Below are 20491 nucleotides of genomic sequence, written 5' to 3' on the forward strand. Positions count from 1 at the left end.
CATGACGCTCGTCATGGGGGTCGATTCGTCGACCCAGTCATGCAAGGTCGTCATCACGGATGCCGAGACGGGTGCGATCGTGCGCGAAGGACGCGCGTCGCACCCGCCCGGCACCGAAGTCGACCCCGCCGCCTGGTGGCGCGCCCTCGAAGCGGCGATCGCGGATGCCGGCGGTGACGCCGACGTCGCCGCGTGGGCGATCGGCGGGCAGCAGCACGGCATGGTCGTCCTCGACGCCGAGGGGCGGGTCATCCGCCCCGCGCTGCTGTGGAACGACACCCGCTCCGCCCAGGCCGCGACCGACCTGATCGCCGAGTTCGGCGCCGACGCGCTCGCCGAGCGCACCGGCCTCGTCCCGGTGGCGTCGTTCACGATCACGAAGCTCCGCTGGCTCCGTGACACCGAGCCCGACAACGCCGCCCGCGTTGCCGCCGTCGCGCTCCCGCACGACTGGCTGACGTGGCGGCTCCGCGGCTTCGGTCCGGTCGACGAGTCGCCCCGCGGCCCGGACCTCTCCGAGCTCGTCACCGACCGCTCGGACGCCTCGGGCACCGGATACTTCCGGCCCGCGGCATCCGTCGGCGACGAGTACGACCGCGACCTGCTGATGGCAGCGCTCGGGCGCGACGCGCAGCTGCCGCGCGTGCTCGGACCGAACGAATGGGTGACGGACGCCGCGGGCAGGCGCGTCGGAGGGGGAGCGGGCGACAACGCCGGCGCCGCCCTCGGCCTGAACGCCCGCCCCGGCGACGCGGTCGTGTCGATCGGGACGAGCGGCACGGTCTTCGCCGTCAGCGAGGAGCGGACGATCGACCCCTCGGGGACGGTCGCCGGCTTCGCCGACTGCACGGGCCGCTACCTCCCGCTCGTGGCGACCCTCAACGCCGCACGGGTGCTCGACGCGATCGCGGGTCTTCTCGCGGTCGATCACGCCGAGCTCTCGCGCCTCGCGCTCGCCGCCGAGCCGGGCGCCGGCGGACTCGCGCTCGTGCCGTACTTCGAGGGCGAGCGCACCCCGAACCTCCCGGACGCGACCGCGTCGCTCACCGGGATGACGCTGGCCTCCACGACGCGCGAGAACCTCGCGCGCGCGGCGGTCGAGGGGATGCTGTCGGGTCTGTCGGCGGGAATGGACGCCCTCCGCGCCCTTGGCGTCCCGATCGAGCGGGCGCTGCTCGTCGGCGGCGGGGCGCAGTCCGAGGCCGTGCGCCGCATCGCCCCCCTCGTCCTCGGCGTGCCCGTCGAGGTGCCCGAACCCGGCGAGTACGTCGCGCTCGGTGCCGCGCGGCAGGCCGCCGCGGCCGTCGCGAACTGACCATCGCCCCGCCCGGCGCCCCTCGGGGTGGCCGGGCGGGGTGGTCAGCGGCGGCGACGCCGCACAGAATGGGAGCATGCCCCGCACCCGCGATGCCGACGCCGACTCCGGCGACGCCGCGTCCGGGGTCGACATCGACGCCATCGCGGCCGAGCTCTACGCCCTCCCGCCCGAGCGCTTCACCGCAGCCCGCAACGATCGTGCCGCCCACCTCGGACGCACGGATGCCGCCCGCGTGCGGGAGCTGCGGAAACCCACCGTCGCCGCGTGGGTGGTCTCCCTCGCCGTCCGCGACGGACGCCTCGCCGAGGCGATCACCCTGTCGGCGGCGCTCCGCGAAGCGCAGGACGACGCGGATGCCGCAGCTCTCGCCGAACTCGGCCGGCAGCGCCGCCGTCTCGTGCAGGCGCTCGCCGCCGAAGCCGTGACCCTCGCCGAGGACGCCGGAGTGACGGTCAGCGCGAGCGCGCGCGACGACATCGCCGCCACGATCAACGCCGCCGTGATGGATGCCGCGGCCGCTGCCGCTGTGATGACCGGGCGGCTCGTCCGACCCCTGGTGGCCGGCGGATTCGATCCCGCCGACCTCGCCGACGCCGTCGGCGGATCTCTCCCCGGCATCGCGCCTCCGCCTCCGCCACCCGACGACCTCGCCGAGCGGCGCGCGCGGAAAGCCGCGGAGCGCGCCGCGCGCGAGGCCGAGCGGGCACAGGCGGATGCCGAACGCCGGCTCGCCGCCGCCGAGGCCGACCTCGAGCGCCGTCGCACCCGACTCGCGCACCTCCGCGAGCGCGCGGACGACCTCCGGCGGAACCTGGAGGACGTCGAGGCGCAGGCCGAGGCCGCCCGCGTGGAGACGGAGAAGGCCGAGGCCGAGCACGCGGAGCTGACCACCGCCGTCACCCGCGCCGTCCGCGCCGCGGAGGCCGCGCGCGAGGATCTCCCAGGCGGCTCGTAGCCGGCATCCGTAGCGTGGGAAGTATGGCGAGCTCCGCGGTGAACGCGTTCGACCCCGACCACATGCCCCTCACCGTCTCGGCGGCGGAATTGCGCGAGATGCGCAACGAGCTGCAGCGCTTCCTCATGGGGTACCAGTTCGGGCTCCGCGAGATCGAGACGAAGATCGCGATCCTCCGCGAGGAGTTCCTCCTCCTCCACGACTACAACCCGATCGAGCACGTGACCTCGCGCGTGAAGAGCCCCGACAGCCTGGTCGAGAAGGTGCAGCGGAAGGGCGTCGAGGCGGACTTCGACTCGATCCGCCGGGCGATCACCGACATCGCCGGCGTCCGGATCACCTGCAGCTTCACCGCCGACGCCTACCGACTGTTCGACCTGCTCACCGCCCAGGACGACGTGCACCTGGTCGAGACGAAGGACTACATCGCCCAGCCCAAGGCCAACGGATACAAGAGCCTGCACGCGATCGTCTCGGTGCCGGTCTACCTCTCCACCGGGCGCCTCGACGTGCCGGTCGAGGTGCAGTTCCGCACCATCGCGATGGACTTCTGGGCGAGCCTCGAGCACAAGATCTACTACAAGTACGACGCGCAGGTTCCGACCGAGCTCTCCGAGAGCCTGCGGGATGCCGCGCACAGCGCCGCGGAACTCGACGCGCGAATGGAGCGGCTCCACCGCGAGATCCGCGGCGGGGGCGTCGGGCCCGTGCACACGGTGTGACGGCGCACGCGGCGTGACCGTGCTCGACGGTAGGACGGGCACCCCGCGGTCGCTACCCTGAACCCGTGGACGACCTCGAGCCGACGCTGCTGCTGATCCCGCTGGTCGCGGTGCTTGCGCCGTTGGCCGCGCGCGGACTCGGCCGGTGGGTGCGCATCCCCATCGTCGTCTTCGAGCTCATGCTCGGCATCCTGATCGGACCGAGCCTGCTCGGGTGGGCCGTTCCCGGCCCCTACATCGCGGCGCTGGCGGAGTTCGGCCTGGCGATGCTCTTCTTCGTCGCGGGTACCGAGATCGCGTTCGGGTCGTTCCGCGGGCGCATCGGTCGTCGCGCCGGCCTCGGGTGGCTCCTGAGCCTCGGACTCGGCGTCGCCCTGGGCTGGACGCTCGACCCCGGCGAGGCGGCGATCGTCATCGGCATCGCCCTTTCGTCGACAGCGCTCGGGGCGCTGCTGCCGATCCTCCGCGACAGCGGCGACCTCCGCACCCCGTTCGGGCGGTCGATCGGCGCCATCGGCGCGGTGGGGGAGTTCGGGCCGCTGATCGCCATCTCGATCTTCCTCGGCGGGCGCGATCCGGGGCTGTCCACCGTGATCCTCGCGCTCTTCGCCCTCCTCGCCGCGCTCGCCATCTGGCTGGCCTTCCGCCTCCCGCGCGGGGCGATGCACCGCTTCGTCGACGCGACGTTGCACACCTCGGGTCAGTTCGCGATCCGGGTGATCTTCCTCATCCTCGCCGCGCTCGTCGCCGTCAGCATCGTGCTCGACCTCGACATCCTGCTCGGTGCGTTCACCGCCGGCATCGTCTGGCAGCTGATCATGCGGGATGCCGCGGAGCCGGCGCGCGAGGCGGTGGAGAGCAAGGTCGAGGCCGTCGCGTTCGGCCTCCTGATCCCGGTGTTCTTCGTCTACACCGGCGTGACCTTCGATCTGCAGGCGCTGCTCGCGGAGCCGATCCTGCTCCTCGGCGTCCCGGCCATCGCGCTCGCGCTCCTCCTCGTCCGAGGGCTGCCCGCCTCGCTCGCGGCCCCGGTCGACGCCGACCGGCGGGAGCGCGTCGCCGTCGGGTTCTTCGGCGCGACGGGTCTGCCGATCATCGTCGCGGTGATGGGCATCGGCGTCGACGAGGGGGTGCTCACCTCGGGGCAGGCCGCGATGTTCATCGGCGCCGGCATGCTCACCGTCCTCCTCTTCCCCCTCATCGGCATGGCGGTGCGCGGCCAGCGGGTGCAGCGCTCGGCCGCGCCCGTGGAAGACGACCTCCTGTGACCGGGGTCTTCGGCGCGCTCTTCGACCGCGCGCGCGAGCGCCTCGTGCCGATCCCGCGGGACGGCCTCGGCGAACTCGTCGTGCCCAAACGCTTCCTCGGGATGGGGCGGGCGCCGCGCATCGTCCCGCGTGGGGAGGCCTGGCACGTCGGCACGCTTCTCATTGGGGATTCGGGTGGCGACGTCGAGGTCGCGGCGATCGGCGACATCCTGCGCTCGCGCGCCGAGGTCCGGCGCGGGTTCACCGCCGAGGCCCAGCGCGCCCGCGCCGCGCTGCAGGCCGCGGCGTTCCGGGGCGGCTTCGCCGAAGGAGCCACCCTGCATCTCGACTACACGCCCCTCGACCTCGCCGCCGTGGAGGCCGGTGGCGCATCCGGACCGCTCGCGATGCGCGACGGCATCCCGAGCATCCGGTGGAGTGCCGCCGGGGGATGGATGCCGCTCGAGACCTACCTCTCCGACCGCATCGGCCTGCTGCTGGACCCGCCCGGAGCCGCCGGCAACGTCTGATCCCCTCGGGCGTCGCATTGTCAAGGGGCGTGCGGGCGCGGCATCCGTTCGTACTCTCAGGGAATGAACGCCCCTCGCGACCTCCTCCGCCAGATCGTCGTGATCTCTGCGGTCGTCTTCATGCTGATCGCCGCGGCGGTGGGAACGGGCGCCTTCGGCGGCACCCCGGTGCAGGACCTCCAGGACGGCGCCCTCGACGCGGATGCCTCGCTCCTCGCCCCGGCGACGCCGGCGTTCTCGATCTGGAGCGTCATCTACATCCTCCTCATCACCTACGCGATCTGGCAGGCCCTGCCTTCCCAGCGCACGCGTGACCGTCAGCGCGCGATCGGGTGGCTCGTCGCGATCACGGCGGTGCTGAACGGTCTATGGCTCGTGCTCGCGCAGTTCACGACGCTGCCGCTCACCGTCGCCGGGATCGTGCTGCTGCTCGTCGCGCTGTGCGTGACCTTCCGTCGGACGGTGACAGAGCCCGGCCGCGGGCTCCTCGACTCGCTCCTCATCGACGGCGTGACGGGGCTCCACCTCGGCTGGGTATCGCTGGCCACCGTCGCCAACACCACCGCGTGGCTGACCGTGACCGCGCCGGCCGAGTGGGAGGCCGCCGGCGAGATCGTCGCGGTGGCCGTGCTGGCGGTCGTCGCCGTCATCGGCGTCGGGATCGCGTGGGCAAGCCGCTGGCGCATCGCCCCGGGGCTCGCGCTCGCGTGGGGGCTGTCGTGGCTCGCGGTCGGGCGGCTCGTGACCGAACCGCAGTCGACGGTCGTCGGGATCGCCGCGATCGTCGTCGCCGTCATCGTGATCGCGGTGCCGCTGGTGGGCACGGTCATCGACCGCGCCGCGCAGGTCAGCAACGCCGGCGCCTGATCGGCTCGGCCGGTGCGCGGCGTCGGGCCCGGCGTCAGGCCTCGCCGAACGCCTTCGCGAACGCGTGGAGCAGTCGCAGGGGTTCGGTGACGGATGCCGCGAGCACGCGGTCCGCGGTCGCGTCGAACGCGTCGGCGTCGAAGTAGCCGTCGTTCCGGTACACCTTCATCCGCTCGACGAAGTCTGCCGGCGTCGGCTCGGGGTGGAACTGCGTCGCGTAAAGGTGCGTCCCGACCCGGTAGGCCTGGACGGGGCAGGCGTCTCCGGTGGCGAGGAGCACGGCATCCGGCGGGGGAGCGCCCGTGCCCTCCTTGTGGGCGGTGAGCGCGGTGAAGCGGGAGGCGAGGGGGCCGAAGAGCGGATCACGGCGACCGGCCTCGGTCAGTTCGACCGCCACCGGGCCGGTGCCCTCGGGGTAGGCGCGGGTGACGTCGCCGCCGAGGAGGCGCGTGACCACGCCGATGCCGAAGCACGTGAACAGTCCCGCGAGGCGGGTGTCGGCGGCCGCCTGGGCGAGGTGCTCGAGGCCCGCCTCGACGGCGCGCTGCTGCTCGGTCTTCGTCTCCTCCGGGTCGGCGACGTTGTAGGGGCTCCCGCCGACGACGAAGCCCGCGTACCGGTCGACGGCGTCCTCGGGGAGGAGCTCGCGCACCAGGTCGACGCGGTCGAGGTGCTCCGGCTGCAGGCGCATGGCGCTGCGGAACGACTCGTACTCCGCCGCCGCGGCATCCGCCTGGGGACGCACGCACACGTAGAGGAGCTTCGCGGAGATCATGCCTGAAAGTCTAGGTCGGCGCGGTGCCGCGGAATTCTCGCGCACGTCATGTATCAGCCCGCGCCTTCCGCTCTCTGTGGTCGTGTGGACACAATGGTCGTCATGACGCAACCCGGCGCCGAGACGTCCGTCGACCCTACGGAACCCGCTCGGTGGCAGCGAGCCGCCGCGCTGTTCGTGCGGTGGCGGGAAGGCGACGCGCGGGCGATGGACGACCTCGTGCGTCTCATGACCCCGCCGCTGTGGCACGTCGTGCGCTCCTACGGGCTCGACCACGCCCTCGCGCAGGACGTCGTGCAGACGACGTGGCTGACGCTCGTGCGCACGCACGCGACGATCCAGGACCCGCAGGCGATCTCGGGGTGGCTCGCCATGTGCGCGCGACGCGAGGCGTGGAAGGTCGGCAAAGCCCACGGGCGTGCCGACGCCGTCGACGCTCCCGCGCTGGAGGAGAAGCTGCCGGTGGAGGACTCGGCCGAAGAGGTCGCCGTCGACGCCGACCGCTCGCGGCGGCTCTGGAGCGCGCTCGCCACCCTCGACGAGCGGTGTCGCCGACTCCTGCGCATCATCGCGTTCGACGACCGTCCCGACTACGCACGCATCGCGAAGGACCTCGCGATGCCCATCGGATCCATCGGCCCCACCCGCGGCCGGTGCCTGACCAAGCTCCGCTCGTCGCTGGAACGCGACGGGTGGGAAGGGAACTGACATGGACAACGACGACATCGCCGCCGACGCGGCGCTGTTCGCCCGCCTCCGGCACGTGTGGGAGACGGTCGATCCCGTTCCCGCCGACCTCATCGACCGGATGGTCGCCGCCGTCGCGGTGCACGACCTGTCGCGCGAGTACGCGCTGCTCACCCTCACCTCCTCCGCGGACGATCTGGCCGCGGTGCGCGGTGAGAACGACACCGCCACACTGCAGTTCAGTGACGGGAAGACCAGCGTGCTCCTCCACATCAGCGCCACCGAGAAGGGTGCGCGCCGCGTCGACGGGTGGGTGGACGCCGATCCGCTGGCGATCCGCCTCGTCCGCGGCGACCAGGAATGGACGCGGGATGCCGCCGAGCACGGCCGCTTCGCGTTCGACGACGTCACCCCGGGCCTCGCGCGGCTGATCCTCGTCGTCCGCACGGGCGACGGCATCCGCGAGTTCCAGACCCCGCAGTTCGAGCTCTGAGCCGTCCCTGCCCTTCTTATGACTTGACCCACCCGATCCGAGGAGACACCGATGTCCGACATTTCCCCGCCCGACGGCCCGCGCTACCCGAACTGGCGGGCGCGCTATGACGCCGCGCGCGACCGGGGTGCCTCGCTCGACCCGAACAGCGAGCCGGTCAAGGGAGTGCGGGCCTACCCCACCGACTACGCGCTGGACCACCTCCTGGTGAATGTCGACGACCGGCTCGGCGACGTGCTGGACGTCTTGCGCCCTGCCGCGCAGGACTTCGGGTGGGGGGTCAGCCTGCACAACCTCGACGGCTCATCGGTCGAGATCGACGTGGCGGCGGACCGCGCCCGTCGCGGCCGCGACGACTACGGCATCCCGACCCTGTATCGCGTGGACATCTTCCCCCAGCCGAGCCCCGACCGGGATGACCAGCCGGTCCCGCCGATCGACGCGTGGCGGCTGCTGCAGCGCGCGCGCGCCCGGACGGGCACCCTCGTGCCCGGCGTCGGCCTCGACCACATCCTGAGCATCGACCCGTACGGCAAGACCAACCCCTACGGGAAGACGAATCCCTACGGGAAGACGAACCCGTACGGGAAGACCAACCCCTACGGCAAGACGAACGCGCCGGGCACCGACAGCTACGCCGACCCGGGCAGCGGCGGGCGGCAGCCGGTGCAGTACATCGGCCCCGCGCCCGAGCGTCGGGTCCACGTGTCCGACAAGGGGCGGCGTCCCGTCGTGGCGGTGCTCGACACCGGATGCGGCACGCACGCGTGGCTGCCCGACGACATCGTCACGCGCAACCCGGTCGTCGACGGCCACGTCATCGGCATCGACGACCCCGCCACCGACCCCGAGACCATCGGCGACGTCTCGGGCGCCTACGACGGTGAACTCGACCTCGCTGCGGGGCACGGGACGTTCATCGCCGGCATCGTCCGCCAGGTCTGTCCCGACGCCGACCTCATCTCCGTGCGCATCGCCGACAGCCAGGGAACGCTCCTCGAGGGCGCGTTCGTCTACGCCGTGCGGTCGCTCGTGAAGTGGATGGCAACGCCCGCGGATGAGGGCGGGAAGAAGATCGACGTCCTGAGCCTCTCGGTCGGGTACTACCACGAGACTCCGGAGGACGAGCTCTTCGACCGGGCTCTGAGCGACTTGCTCGCCCTCGCCCGCTCGCTCGGGTGCGCGGTGGTGTGCTCGGCGGGGAACGAGGCGACCGATCGACCGACCTTCCCGGCGGCGCTGTGGAACTGGCCGGGGTCGGACTTCCACGTGGCCGAACCGTCGAAGGCTGCGCCGCACCTGTCGGTCGGAGCGCTCAACCCCAACGACACGGTGGCGCTGTTCAGCAACATCGGCGCGTGGGTGCACACCTTCGCCCCGGGGGCGGGGGTGGTCTCGACGGCGCCGCCGATCACCGGAGGTGTGCAGGCCGGCACGCGCGACGACCGCGAGGGACTCCATCGGGAGACGATCGACCCTGACGACTTCACCGGCGGCTTCGCCCTCTGGAGCGGGACGTCGTTCGCGGCGCCGTACGTCGCGGGGCGCCTCGCCGCCGCGCTCTGCGCGCCGCTCGCCGAAGCCGAGCTCGACGTCGCGAAGCGCGTGAAGGTGCTGGACTCCGAGTGGGCGTCGCTCGAGAAGGACCTCCGCAAGCGGCGTCGTCACGCCCACTGATCCCGCGCCCCGCTCCGCTCGCGATTCCACGCCCCGCTCCACTCGCGCCATGATGAGAGGATGCAGAGCACGGGGGACGCGCTCCACGCCGAAGCGGTGCGCCTGTCGAACGACGGGCGCTACGCCGACGCGCAGGAGGTGCTGCGGCGCGTCGATCTGAGCGCCGCGGAACCGAACCTCCGATCGCGCGTGCTCGGCACCCTGGGCTACGTCGCGGCGCGCCTCGGGGAACCCGAGCGTGCCGACATGCTCTGCCGCGAGGCGCTGGTGGTCGAGGGGATCGACCCCGCGACGTACGCGCTCGCCGCGGGGCAGCTCGGCAGCATCGCCGAGCAGCGCGGGAGGTTCGACGACGCCGACGCGTGGCTCAGCCGCGCGATCGACGTGCTCGACGTGTCGAGCCCGGAGGTGGCGAACCTGCTCGTCAACCGGTGTCTGGTGCGCATCCATCGCCGCGCGCTCCGGGGTGCTCGGGAGGACATCCGCGCCGCGGCGGGGATCTTCCGGGCCGCGGGTCTGGGCGTCGACGCGGCGCAGGCCCTGCACAACGAGGGGTACATCTCCCTGCTCGAGGGGGACCTCGTCGCCGCCCTGCGTGACATGGCGCTCGCGCGGCCCGTCGCCGGGGCGGTCTCCCCGGTCGCTGCGGCCGTCGGTGACGCCGACCGCGCCGAGGCGTTGCGCGAAGCCGGTTCGGTCCGCGAGGCCGAGGAGCTCCTCCGCTCCGCCGCTGAGCTCTTCGCCGCGCAGGGAATGCCGCAAGCGCGCGCCGAGACCGAGCTGCAGCTGGCACGATCGCTGCTGGTGCACGACGCCGACGTGGCGCGACGGGTCGCGGCGGACGCCGCGGATCGCTTCCGGACGCTCGACAATGCGGCGTGGGCGGCGCGGGCAGACGGCGTCCGCGTGCTCGCCGATCTGCGTGGCGGGGCGGTGACCACGAGCGGTCGGCGGGTTGCCGCGCCCGACCGTGTTCCCGACGCCGCCGAGGTCGACGCGGTGGCCGCTGACCTCGAGCGGCACGGATTCCGCAGTGACGCGGCATCCGTGCGGCTGAGTTTCGCGCTGTGGCAGGCGCGGCAGCAGATGCTGGGCGAGGCGGGGCCGGTTCGGATGCAGCCGGAGCGGGAGGCAGCGGATCGGGTGCCGCCGGTGCGGGTGCCGCGGGCGGCGAGCCTCGACGTGCGCCTCCTCGCCCACGAAGTGCGCGCGGTGCGAGCTGCGGCTCGGGGGCAGCTGGGCAGGGCTCGGCGCCATGCCGCCGAGGGGTTGGCGGAGCTCGAGACCTGGCGGGCGGGTTTCGGCAGCATCGACCTGCATACGTCCACCGCGATGCACGGGACGGGACTTCTGAGCGCGGGACTCGACGCGGCGGTCCGATCGGGTCGGCCGGACGTGGTCTTCGAGTGGTCCGAGCGCGCGCGGCACGCCGCCGCTCAGGTCGTGCCGCTGCGTCCTCCGCCGGATCCCGCGCTCGCCAGCGATCTCGCCGAGCTCCGGATGCTGCGCAGTGAGGGGCCGGAGTGGCAGGCGGATCCGCGCGTGCGAGCGCTGCAGGAGCGCGTGCGTGAGCGGCAATGGGTCGACGTCGCGGCGGCATCGGCGCGGGCCCGAGCGTCCGTCGCGGACGTGCAGGCGGTACTCGATCGCGAGACCGCGATGCTCTCGTATGTCTTCACCGGCGACCGGATGAGCGTGCTCGTGCTCACCGCGGAGGGGGTGCGGCTGCGGCCGGTGCCCGGGTGGGATGAGGTGCGGGGGATGCTGCCCGGACTCCGGTCTGACCTCGACATGTCGGCATCCATCCGCGGACGCATGGGGGAGGTGGTGCGGCGCTCGCTCGACGTGCGGCTCGCGCGGCTGTCGGCGCTTCTGGCGGACGACGCCGTCGCGGCCGCCGGCACGCGGCGCTTCGTGCTCACCGCTCCCGGTGTGCTCAGCGGCATCCCGTGGACGATGCTGCCCGCGTTCCGCGATCGGGTGACGACGCTCGCAGCGTCCGCGTCGCGGTGGGTCGCGGACCGGGAGGTGCCTGCGCGGGAGGGGGCTCCGGGGGTTGCCGGTCGGGCGGGGTTCGCGGTGGGGCCACGGACGCGGCGGGGCGCGGAGGAGGTGGCGATCGGAGCTGCGGCGTGGGTCGACGCATGCGTGCGAGACGCGGCATCCGTCGCCGATGCCATCGCGCTCGCAGGCGAGGTGGACACGCTGCACATCGCCGCGCACGGTCGGCACGCGGCCGACAACCCGCTCTTCTCCGGGCTGGAGCTCGGCGACGGCACCCTGTTCGGATACGACGTCGACCTCATGCCGCGCGTGCCGTCGCTCGTGGTGCTGTCCGCGTGCGAGGGCGGGCGGTCGGCCGTCCGGTGGGGCGAGGAGGCCATCGGCATGAGCCGCGTGTGGCTGCACGCCGGCGCGCGGAGCGTCATCGCCGCGCCCGTGATCGTCGCCGACGACGACGCGTGCGAGCTGCTCGGGGCGGTGCACGTCGCGCTCGCCGAGGGGCGGGCGCCGGCCGAGGCGTTGGCTGCGGCATCCGCTCGGACGGGGATCATCGCGCCGTTCCAGGTGCACGGCTCGGGGTTCTGAGGCGGATTCGCGGCGTCCGGAAAAAGTTTTGGACGGGGTGTATCAGGGCGGTGGCGGGAGGCTCTTCCACATCGGAGCGGCTCACGCAGTTCGATGCCGGGGGGCATCGGATACTGGGGGCCGGAAGAAACCATGGGGGACGTGGACTTCCGAGGGCCGGCTCCGCGGGGGATGTCGCAGAGACCCAGGTCGGCGACATCCCCCGTCTTCGTCTGCGCCGGTCGCGGGACTCGCGCGGGGCTCGCGCGGCGCTCGCGCGGGGCTCGCGCGGGGCTCGCGCGGGGCGCGTACCGGCCCGGTTCGCGTACCGAACTCCTCCGATCCGCGCCATGACGCCCGATATCGGGCCCTGCGCGCCGATTCGTCGCCGTTCTTGAGGAGTTGAGCCCGGTCGTCCGGCGCGCGGTCTCCGGTCGGCACCGAGCCGGGTGCCGCGGGCGGACCGTACCGAACTCCTCAGATCTCCGTCCCAAGACCCGGTTTCGGGGCCTGCGGCCCGGTTCGGGCGAGCTTCTGAGGAGTTAGGCCCGGGATGTTCGGCGCACCCCGCGCGCGGGCCGGCTAGCGGCACCGCCAGCGGTGCGTCGGCGGTGAGCCGGGTGCGGCGGGCGGGGTGTACCGAGCTCCTCAGATCTGCAGTCGGAAGCCCGGTCTCGGAGTCTGACGGCCGAATCGGCGCCCTTTTTGAGGAGTTCGGGACGCGAGGCGGGGCCGGGGTCGGAGCCGAGGCTGAGACCCGGGCTCGGGTCAGGAGCGGGACGAATGGGCGGTGCGGCCGCGCACGATGCCGACGAAGGCCTCGATCTCGGGCGTCGTGCGGTCGCGGAGCCAGGCGAGGCCCACGGGAGACCGGGGCGCGTCGCGCACCGGTCGGTGGTGGGCGTCTTTACGGTGGTTCGCGCGCGCGAGCGACAGCGGCATCAGCGTCACCCCGACGCCGGATGCGACGATCGCGACCGCGTCCGCCGTGTCGGCCGGCGCGGCGAATCGCGGCGCGACCGCACCGGGCACCTCCGCGCGGAGGACGTCGTCGGCGGGCACCACGACGACCTCGCCTGCGAGGTCGTCCAGGCCGAGTTCGTCCGCGGCGGCGAGGTGCGAGTCGGCGGCGAACACCGCGACGGGAATCTCCTCGTATAGGGGGATGACGTGCAGGTCATCGGCATCGGCGATCGGCAGGCGCACGATCGCGGCATCCACCGCACCGTCGAAGAGCGCCCGGTGCTGATCGGCGGCCGCGATCTCGACGAGCACCAGCGGCGCGTGCGGCACGCGGGTGTTCCACGTGTCGATCCACTTGCCCGGCGTCGCTCCCGGCACGGCGCCGAGCCGGATCGACCCGAGCGGCGGAGGAGCGGATGCCGCCACCTCGGCGCCCTTCGTCTTCCGAGGTGCGGGCTTCCGAGCCGCGGGCTTCGTCCCCGGGGCGGGCTTCCCCGACCGTGCGGGGGCGGGACGGCGCCCCGGCTTGCCGCCGGAACCCGTTCCTCTGCGTGAACCGCCGCCGGAGACCATGACGCACAGCGTAGCCCGCTCGTAGAGTTCCCCCATGATCGCGATCCTCGCCACCGTCGTGGCCGCGCTCGCCGCGGCGCTCCACGTCCTCATCTTCGTGATGGAGAGCATCGGCTGGTCGAAACCCCGCGTCTGGCGCCGCTTCGGGGTGCGCGATCAGGCCACCGCCGACGCGACCCGGCCGATGGCCTACAACCAGGGCTTCTACAACCTCTTCCTCGCCATCGGAACCGTCGTCGGCCTCGTCCTGTGGTGGACGATGGATGCCGCGACCACCGTCGCCGGCTTCACCCTGGTGGTCTTCGCGCTCGCGTCGATGCTCGCCGCCGCGCTCGTGCTGGTCACGTCCGGCGCGCGATACCTCCGTCCCGCACTCATCCAGGGGACGCTCCCGGCGATCGGCCTCGTGCTCACGATCATCTCCGGGGTCACCGCGGGCGCACCCGCCCCGACCCCCTGACCGACACCGCCGCCGACGCCGACGCCGGCCACACCCCTGCGGCCACACCGGCGACGCTTCAGCGACACGACCCCCAGACCCCGGCATCCGCGTCCCGGGCGGATGCCTCGGCCGACGCGAAGAGGTCGGCGTATCGCGAGTTCGGTTCGACCTCGAGTGCGACGCCCGCGCCCGAGGCGACGAGAGCAAGGTTGACGAAGGTGCCGTCCTCCGTCCAGAGATAGAGCAGGACCCGGTCGTATCGATCGCGCGACTCCACGTCCGCCGACGCCCAGGCGCGCGACCCGACCGGCAGCAGGTCCTCGAGTGCGCGTGTTGCCTCGGCGCCGCCGCACTCGACGTCCGGTCGCACTTCGGGGGTGTCGATGCCGATCAGGCGGACCGGCTCGTCGCGGACGCCGGACAGCACGCCGTCACCGACGAGACTGCGGGCACGCACGGTGTCGCCGTCCGTGACGGACACGATCTCGACCAGCTCGGACTGCGCAGGTGGGGAGGGGACACCCGGCGCAGGACCGACGGTTTGGTCGGAAAGAAGAACGAGAACAAGAACAAGAACGACGATCGTCAGCGCACCGGCGAGGGAAGAGGCGAGGAGGACCCGCCGGCGCGCGCGACGTCGTCCGAGGGGGCTCACGGCGACAGGTTAGCCGCCGCCACCCCCAGGGATGTGGTCAGGCGATGTGGCGCAGCCCGCGACGGTCGGTGATGAGCGTCTTCCCCGCGGCGACGGACTCGTCGTCGGGAAGGATCGAACCGGGCGCGACCTTCGCGCCGGCGCCGATCTCGCACCGGATGCCGATCTTCGCGTTCCCGCCGATGACGGCGTCCGGGCCGACGTGGGCGTGCGGCGCGATGCGGGCGCCAGGTCCGATGATGACGCCGGACTCGATCCACACCCCCTTGCCGATGAACGCGCCTTCGGCCACGCGGACGCCGGGTTCGACGTAGGCGCCGGCTTCGACGAGAGCCGAGGCGTGGACCTTCGCGCCGTGCGCGATCAGCCCCCGGCCGTTGGCGTGCTTGCGGTAACGCAGGGTTTCGCCCTGGTCGTTCTCGATGTCGATGTAGTTCTTACCCACGAGGCCCCTCCTCCGACGGATCGTGTACCGAGTACAGGAACAACCGATCCCTGTGACTATTCATTCCTGTGAATCGGTCTTCTCGGATGCACCCGATGCAAGGAATATTCGGTGCGGAGGGGAGAACGGATGCCGCGGCCCGCGCGACGCCCGCGCGAGGGGTCAGCGGGCGTAGGCGTCGGCGGCCGAGAGCGCGCGGTCGATGACGTCCAGGCCGCGCGTCAGCTCGTCCTCGGCGATCACGAGCGGCGGCGCGACGTGCAGCCGGTTGAAGTGGGTGAAGGGCCACACGCCACCGCTCTTGCACGCGGCGGCGACCTCGCCCATGGGCGCGGCATCCTTCCCGCCGGCGTTGAACGGCACGAGCGGCTCGCGGGTCTCGCGGTCCCGCACGAGCTCGATGGCCCAGAAGAGCCCGCGGCCGCGCACGTCTCCGACCGACGGATGCCGCGCCGCCATCTCGCGCAGGCGCGGCTCGACGACGCGCGCGCCGAGGTCGCGGACGCGCTCGAGGATGCCGTCCCGCTCGAACACCTCGAACGTCGCCACTCCCGCGGCGCACGCCAGCGGGTGTCCGGAATAGGTGAGGCCCCCGGGGAAGGCGACGGTGTCGAAGTGCGCCGCGATGCGGTCGGAGATGACCACGCCGCCGAGCGGCACGTATCCCGAGTTGACGCCCTTGGCGAAGGTGATGAGATCGGGCGCGACGTCGTAGGCCTGGAAGGCGAACCACTCGCCGATGCGTCCGAAGCCGACCATGACCTCGTCGGCGATGTAGACGATGCCGTAGCGGTCGCAGAGCTCGCGGACGCCCTGCAGGTATCCGGGCGGCGGGATCAGCACGCCGTTGGTGCCGACGACGGTCTCGAGGATGATCGCGGCGATCGTCGAGGCGCCCTCGAGGATGATCGTCTGCTCGAGGTGCGCGAGCGCACGCTCGGCCTCCTCCTCGTCGGACGACGAGTGGAACGCCGACCGATACGGGTAGGGACCGAAGAAGTGCGCGACCGACCCGTCGCCCGGCTCGTTGGCCCAGCGCCGCGGGTCGCCGGTGAGCGAGATCGCGGTGGTGGTGTTGCCGTGGTAGCTGCGGTACGCGGAGAGGACCTTCCGGCGACCGGTCACCAGGCGCGCCATGCGGACGGCGTTCTCGTTCGCGTCGGCGCCGCCGTTGGTGAAGAACACCTTCGACATGCCCTCGGGCGCGACCTCGCTGATGCGTCGGGCGAGGTCGCCGCGCACGTCGTTGGCCATCGAGGGCTGGATCGTCGCGAGGCGCCCCGCCTGCTCCTGGATGGCGCGGACGAGGTCCGGATGCTGGTGCCCGAGGTTGAGGTTCACCAGCTGCGAGCTGAAGTCGAGGTAGGCGTTCCCGGCGTAGTCCCAGAACGTCGCCCCTTCCCCGCCGGCGACCGGCAGCGGATCGATGAGGGCCTGCGCGCTCCAGGAGTGGAACACGTGCCCGCGATCATCCGCGCGCACGCGCTGGTCGGTGTCGAGGTCGGAGGGGAGGATGCTGGTCATGAGGGTCTCCGTCGGGCGGGGCGTCGATGAAGCGGGGCGTCGGATGCCGGGGTGTCAGTGGTTGCTCGGGAATCCCAGGTCGACCTGGGTGGGGGTGTGGTCGGGCCACCGGGTGGTCACGACCTTGGAGCGTGTGTAGAAGTGGATCGACTCGGGGCCGTACATGTGCGAGTCGCCGAAGAGGGAGTTCTTCCACCCGCCGAACGAGTACGCGCCGATCGGCACGGGGATCGGCACGTTGATGCCGACCATGCCGACCTCGATGTCGATCTCGAACTGGCGGGCGGTGCCGCCGTCACGGGTGAAGATCGCGGTGCCGTTGGCGAAGCTGTTGGCGTTGATCAGCTCGACGGCCTCGGCGTAGGTCTGCACGCGGACGACGGAGAGGACGGGGCCGAAGATCTCCTCGTCGTAGACCCGCATCCCCGGGCGGACGCGGTCGACCAGCGAGACGCCGATGAAGAAGCCGTTCGAATCGAACTCCACCGTCGTGCCGTCGACGACGACCTCGGCGCCCTCCGCGGTCGCGCCCGTGACGTACGAGGCCACCTTGTCGCGGTGCTCGCCGGTGATGAGGGGGCCCATCTCGCTCGCGGGGTCGGTGCCGGGGCCGATCTTCAGGCCCTGCACGCGCTCGGCGACCTTCGCCACGAGCGCGTCCGCGACGTCGTCTCCGACCGCCACGAGGACCGAGACGGCCATGCAGCGCTCGCCGGCGGAGCCGTAGGCGGCCGAGACGGCGGCATCCGCGGCTCCGTCGAGGTCGGCATCCGGCATGACGACCATGTGGTTCTTCGCGCCGCCGAGCGCCTGGACCCGCTTGCCCTGCGCGGTGCCGCGCTCGTAGATCGAGCGGGCGACGGGCGTGGAGCCGACGAAGCTGATCGCGCGGACGTCGGGGGAGTCGAGCAGCGCGTCGACGGCGACCTTGTCGCCGTGGACGACGTTGAGGACGCCGGCGGGGAGGCCCGCCTCCTCGAACAGGCGGGCGAGGAAGATCGACGCGCTCGGGTCCTTCTCGCTGGGCTTCAGCACGACGGTGTTGCCGCACGCGATCGCGGAGCTCATCATCCACAGCGGCACCATGACCGGGAAGTTGAAGGGCGTGATCGCCCCGACGACGCCCACGGGCTGCTTGACGGAATGCACGTCGACACCGCGCGAGACCTGCTCGCTGCGCTCGCCCTTCAGCAGGTGCACGAGACCGGCGGCGAACTCGACGTTCTCGATGCCGCGGCTGATCTCGCCCTTGGCGTCGCTGAGCACCTTGCCGTGCTCGGCGGTGATGATCGCGGCGAGGTCGTCCTGGCGCTCGATGAGCAGCTGACGGAGGCGGAAGAAGACGTCCGCGCGCTTCACCAGACCCGTCGCGCGCCAGCCCGGGAGGGTGGCGCGGGCGGACGCGATCGCGGCCTCCACCTCGGCGGTGTCGGCGAAGGCGACCTCGCGGGCGACGGCGCCGGTGGCCGGGTCGTAGATGCGGCCGGTGCGGGCGGCCTCGCCCGCCTCGGCTCCGTTGATGTGGTGGCGGACGGTGCTCATCGACAGCTCCTGGGGTCTCCGGACAGATCGACCGGGCATGGAATAGGGTGAGTGCGTCCCAGCCTGTCAGAGCGGAAGATCCTCCTGTGATGCCCGAACGTCGCGAAGATCGGGCGATCCAGACGGATCGTCCGGCATCCCGGTCCGACTCGCCGACCCTGCCCACGGTGCGGGAGGTGCTGGCGCTCGATGCCGTCGCGCAGGGTGTTCCGGAGGTGCTCGTCGGCGACGCCGCCCTCGACGCGCGGGTGCGCTGGCTGCACGTCTCCGACAGCGCGGGCGTGGCCCGCCTGCTGAACGGCGGAGAGCTGCTGCTGTCGACCGGGTCGTCGTGGCCCTCCGAGCCGGCGGAGCTCCGGGCGTTCGTGGCGGGACTCGCGGATGCCGGATCCGCCGGCATCGTGCTCGAACTCGGCACGCACTACCGCTACCCGCCGACCGTCGTGCGCGAAGCGGCGCAGGAGCGCGGGCTCGCGCTCATCGTCCTGCACCGCGAGGTGAAGTTCGTCACCGTCACCGAAGCGGTCCACAGCCGCATCATCACCGGTCAGACCGACGCGCTCCGCGCCCGAGACGAGGTACGGGAGCGGTTCACCGCGCTCGTGCTGCGCGGGTCGCCGGCGGATTTCATCGTCAACCAGCTCGCCCAGACACTTCAGGCCCCGGTGGTGCTGGAGAACCTCGGGCACGAGGTGGTCGCCGCCGAGGTCCCGCTGGCGCTGGAGGAGGAGCTCTTCACCGACTGGGAGCTCCGCTCGCGCTCGGCCCATCGCCGGGCGGAGCTGCGCGATGCGCGTGGCGGAGTCGGGTCGAGCGAGGATTGGCTGATCGTCCCGGTCGAGGCGCGCGGCATCCGCTGGGGGCACCTGATCGCGCTCCCGGGTCCGGACCACGCCGCGGGTCGCGCCGCCGTGCTCGAGCAGGGCGCGATCGCCCTCGCCGTCGGGCGCCTGGCCGGCGCCGATGACGACGAGTGGGGCAGGGTCGGCCGGCGTCGCCTCGTCGACGGACTCCTCGCGGGTCGCTTCGCCGGGCTCGGAGGAGCCTCGGCGCGTCTGGAGGCGGCGGGGCTGCCCCTGCATGCGGCGCACCTGTACGGTCTCGTGCTCTCGGGTGCGCCGGTCACGGCGGAGTCGGCGGATGCCGCGGCGCGCGCGATCGGCGGACGCGCGGTGGCCGGTTCCCCCGCCGAGGGGGTGCCCGCGCCCTCGGCGACGATCCTTCTGTCGCTCCCCGCGGGGTCCGAACTCGACGACGACGCCGCGCGCGAGTTCGCCCGGGGAGCGGCGGGTCCGGTCGCCGACCTCGAGCGGCTCACCGTGTCGGTGGGGCGCGGCGGCGATGATCTCGAGCAGGCGCTCGCGTCGCTCCACGAGGCCGTCGACCTCGCCCGCGGACGCCGCCGTCGGGCCGGACGCGAGGTCCAGCTGCGGCGCGCCGAGCACCGACCGCTCGTCCAGCTCGTCACGGCGCTGCGCGACGACCCGCGGGTGCTCGAGCACGGCGAGAAGATGCTCGCCCCGCTGGTGATGCACGACCTCGGGCGCGGCGGCGACCTGCTCGACGTGCTCGAGGCGATGCTCGCGCACCCCGGCAACCGCACCGCCGCGGCATCCGCGTCGCACCTCTCGCGGTCGGTCTTCTACCAGCGCATCTCGCTCATCGAGGAGCTGCTGGATGCCGACCTCGACGACGGCGAGACGCAGACCGCGCTGCACCTCGCGCTCCTGGTGCGCCGCTCGGCCGGTCGCTAGCCCGCCGCGGTCGTCTCGGGGCGCTCGCGGTACACGGGCCGCGCGTGCGGCGGCGGCTCGCCCACCTCGGCGACCGTATGACCGCTGCATGCCGCGCCGGTGACGGTCGCCCGCTCGATGCGCGACACGCTGAACCAGCGCATCGCGTCGCGCAGGCGGCACCACCCGATGAGGTACCAGCGACCGTTCGTCGAGGCGAAGAGCACAGGCTCGACGTCGCGGACGGTCGGCGCCCCGTCGCCCGAGACGTATCGGATGCGCACGACGCGCTGATCGGCCATCGCCTCCTCGAGCGCCGAGCGGATCGCCCGGGAGGCGGGTGGTGGGGCGTCGATCCAGATGCGACCCGCCAGCGCCTCCGCTCGGACGCGCGTGCGGGGGTCGAGCACGTCGACGATCTTCCGGACGCCCGCGGCGGCGAGGTCAGAGTACGGCGCATCGGGTGCCGCGGCGACGGCCGCCAGCAGACTCACCGCCTGCGCGGGAGAGAAGCTGATCGGCGGGAGCGTGGAGCCGGCGGCGAGTCCGTAGCCGCCGCCCGGGCCGGGGCGGGACCAGACCGGGGCGCCGCCGGCTTCCAGCGCGGCGAGGTCGCGCTTGACGGTGCGGACCGAGACGGCGAAGTCGCGGGCGAGCCGTTCGGCGGTCACGCCGCGGGTGCCCGCGCGGCGGAGTTCCTCGGTGAGCGCGTGGAGCCGCTCGGCGCGCTTCATCGATCGCGTCCCGAATTCATGTCAGAAATGGTGACATACAG

At 72.7% G+C, this 20491-nt stretch carries 19 protein-coding genes; 12 read left to right on the forward strand and 7 right to left on the reverse strand.

The genetic code is table 11. The features are described 5' to 3' along the window. The first annotated feature begins 1 nt into the window (after position 1). The 6 genes from xylB (at position 2) to ABXJ56_RS08200 (ending at position 5639) form a co-directional block, all read left to right on the forward strand. On the forward strand, positions 2–1315 hold the full coding sequence (gene xylB / locus ABXJ56_RS08175; protein WP_353999186.1) for a xylulokinase: 1314 nt from the start codon (positions 2–4) through the stop codon (positions 1313–1315). Between the two features lie 76 nt (positions 1316–1391). Then, positions 1392–2273 (forward strand): transposase, encoded by an 882-nt coding sequence (locus ABXJ56_RS08180; protein ID WP_353999187.1) that lies wholly within the window; start codon positions 1392–1394, stop codon positions 2271–2273. 23 nt (positions 2274–2296) lie between these two features. Then, entirely contained in the window at positions 2297–2995 is a 699-nt protein-coding gene (locus tag ABXJ56_RS08185) for a GTP pyrophosphokinase (protein ID WP_353999188.1), read from the forward strand. A 65-nt stretch (positions 2996–3060) separates the two neighbouring features. Next, positions 3061–4263 (forward strand): cation:proton antiporter, encoded by a 1203-nt coding sequence (locus ABXJ56_RS08190; protein WP_353999189.1) that lies wholly within the window; start codon positions 3061–3063, stop codon positions 4261–4263. Further along, positions 4260–4772 carry a glutaminase gene (locus tag ABXJ56_RS08195; protein ID WP_353999190.1) on the forward strand — a complete coding sequence of 171 codons (513 nt, stop codon included), beginning with the start codon at positions 4260–4262 and terminating at the stop codon, positions 4770–4772. The genes ABXJ56_RS08190 and ABXJ56_RS08195 overlap by 4 nt, the downstream gene beginning before the upstream one ends. A gap of 63 nt (positions 4773–4835) precedes the next feature. Continuing rightward, on the forward strand, positions 4836–5639 hold the full coding sequence (locus ABXJ56_RS08200) for a tryptophan-rich sensory protein (protein ID WP_353999191.1): 804 nt from the start codon (positions 4836–4838) through the stop codon (positions 5637–5639). A gap of 34 nt (positions 5640–5673) precedes the next feature. Here the strand turns inward: ABXJ56_RS08200 and ABXJ56_RS08205 are convergent, their stop codons facing one another. Further along, positions 5674–6414 (reverse strand): GMP synthase, encoded by a 741-nt coding sequence (locus tag ABXJ56_RS08205; protein ID WP_353999192.1) that lies wholly within the window; start codon positions 6412–6414, stop codon positions 5674–5676. A gap of 102 nt (positions 6415–6516) precedes the next feature. Here ABXJ56_RS08205 and ABXJ56_RS08210 point away from each other — a divergent pair, with 102 nt between their 5' ends. From ABXJ56_RS08210 to ABXJ56_RS08225, 4 genes are read left to right on the forward strand one after another with little or no spacing between them, the layout of a single operon-like run. Continuing rightward, positions 6517–7122, forward strand: a complete 606-nt coding sequence (locus ABXJ56_RS08210; RefSeq protein ID WP_353999193.1) for an RNA polymerase sigma factor — start codon at positions 6517–6519, stop codon at positions 7120–7122. Between the two features lies 1 nt (position 7123). Beyond that, positions 7124–7594, forward strand: coding sequence for a hypothetical protein (locus ABXJ56_RS08215; RefSeq protein ID WP_353999194.1), 471 nt, complete (start codon positions 7124–7126; stop codon positions 7592–7594). Between the two features lie 51 nt (positions 7595–7645). Next, positions 7646–9271: a S8 family peptidase gene (locus ABXJ56_RS08220; protein ID WP_353999195.1), complete on the forward strand. Its 1626-nt coding sequence runs from the start codon at positions 7646–7648 to the stop codon at positions 9269–9271. 60 nt (positions 9272–9331) lie between these two features. Then, positions 9332–11860, forward strand: coding sequence for a CHAT domain-containing protein (locus ABXJ56_RS08225; protein WP_353999196.1), 2529 nt, complete (start codon positions 9332–9334; stop codon positions 11858–11860). A gap of 747 nt (positions 11861–12607) precedes the next feature. On the opposite strand, the gene ABXJ56_RS08230 is transcribed toward ABXJ56_RS08225, so the two are convergent. Further along, positions 12608–13411 (reverse strand): LysR family substrate-binding domain-containing protein, encoded by an 804-nt coding sequence (locus tag ABXJ56_RS08230; RefSeq protein WP_353999197.1) that lies wholly within the window; start codon positions 13409–13411, stop codon positions 12608–12610. Here ABXJ56_RS08230 and ABXJ56_RS08235 point away from each other — a divergent pair. Next, positions 13410–13835, forward strand: coding sequence for a DUF1304 domain-containing protein (locus ABXJ56_RS08235; protein WP_353999198.1), 426 nt, complete (start codon positions 13410–13412; stop codon positions 13833–13835). The genes ABXJ56_RS08230 and ABXJ56_RS08235 overlap by 2 nt on opposite strands. A 58-nt stretch (positions 13836–13893) precedes the next feature. Here the strand turns inward: ABXJ56_RS08235 and ABXJ56_RS08240 are convergent, their stop codons facing one another. From ABXJ56_RS08240 to ABXJ56_RS08255, 4 genes are all read right to left on the reverse strand, one after another. After that, on the reverse strand, positions 13894–14472 hold the full coding sequence (locus tag ABXJ56_RS08240) for a thermonuclease family protein (protein ID WP_353999199.1): 579 nt from the start codon (positions 14470–14472) through the stop codon (positions 13894–13896). A gap of 37 nt (positions 14473–14509) precedes the next feature. Then, positions 14510–14917, reverse strand: coding sequence for a transferase (locus tag ABXJ56_RS08245; RefSeq protein WP_053546441.1), 408 nt, complete (start codon positions 14915–14917; stop codon positions 14510–14512). A gap of 162 nt (positions 14918–15079) precedes the next feature. Next, positions 15080–16441, reverse strand: coding sequence for an aspartate aminotransferase family protein (locus ABXJ56_RS08250; protein ID WP_353999200.1), 1362 nt, complete (start codon positions 16439–16441; stop codon positions 15080–15082). Positions 16442–16495: 54 nt separating this feature from the next. Beyond that, complete coding sequence (locus ABXJ56_RS08255; RefSeq protein ID WP_353999201.1) at positions 16496–17983, reverse strand: CoA-acylating methylmalonate-semialdehyde dehydrogenase; 1488 nt, start codon at positions 17981–17983, stop codon at positions 16496–16498. Positions 17984–18072: 89 nt separating this feature from the next. Between ABXJ56_RS08255 and ABXJ56_RS08260 the strand changes: the two genes are divergently transcribed. Further along, on the forward strand, positions 18073–19737 hold the full coding sequence (locus tag ABXJ56_RS08260; protein WP_353999202.1) for a PucR family transcriptional regulator: 1665 nt from the start codon (positions 18073–18075) through the stop codon (positions 19735–19737). Here the strand turns inward: ABXJ56_RS08260 and ABXJ56_RS08265 are convergent. Further along, the gene (locus tag ABXJ56_RS08265) at positions 19734–20450 is read right to left on the reverse strand and encodes a helix-turn-helix transcriptional regulator (protein WP_353999203.1); all 717 of its coding nucleotides are present in this window, start codon (positions 20448–20450) and stop codon (positions 19734–19736) included. The genes ABXJ56_RS08260 and ABXJ56_RS08265 overlap by 4 nt on opposite strands. Positions 20451–20491: the final 41 nt, after the last annotated feature.

The sequence above is a fragment of the Microbacterium aurantiacum genome, assembly GCF_040532595.1.
Classification (GTDB): Bacteria; Actinomycetota; Actinomycetes; order Actinomycetales; family Microbacteriaceae; genus Microbacterium; species Microbacterium chocolatum_B.